The organism is Pseudoalteromonas sp. GW168-MNA-CIBAN-0100 (genome assembly GCF_040309225.1).
GTDB classification, from domain to species: Bacteria; Pseudomonadota; Gammaproteobacteria; order Enterobacterales; family Alteromonadaceae; genus Pseudoalteromonas; species Pseudoalteromonas arctica.
On the sequence record NZ_JBEOOL010001054.1, the window covers coordinates 1 to 239 of the forward strand.

A 239-nucleotide genomic window follows, 5' to 3' on the forward strand; every position below is an offset into this window, starting at 1 on the left:
CAATACAGTGGTTGAAAATAACACCACGTTAGTTAATTCACCTTTGCCAATTGCCAGCGACGGTAACGATTTAAAAGCGGTATTTGAGCAGCAATGGCTGCCTAAACTAAATGCTTTTAAGCCTGACATGTTATTTATTAGCGCAGGATTTGATGCTCACCTCGAAGATGATATGGCTAGTTTAAAGTTTGTAGAGGAAGATTACCGCTGGCTAACCGAGCAATTAGCCCGCTTTAGTG

At 41.4% G+C, this 239-nt stretch carries 1 pseudogene; it reads left to right on the forward strand.

Annotated features, from left to right (window positions below):
• Nucleotides 1–239: pseudogene (locus tag AAEY62_RS24580) on the forward strand (histone deacetylase family protein); the annotation flags it as partial.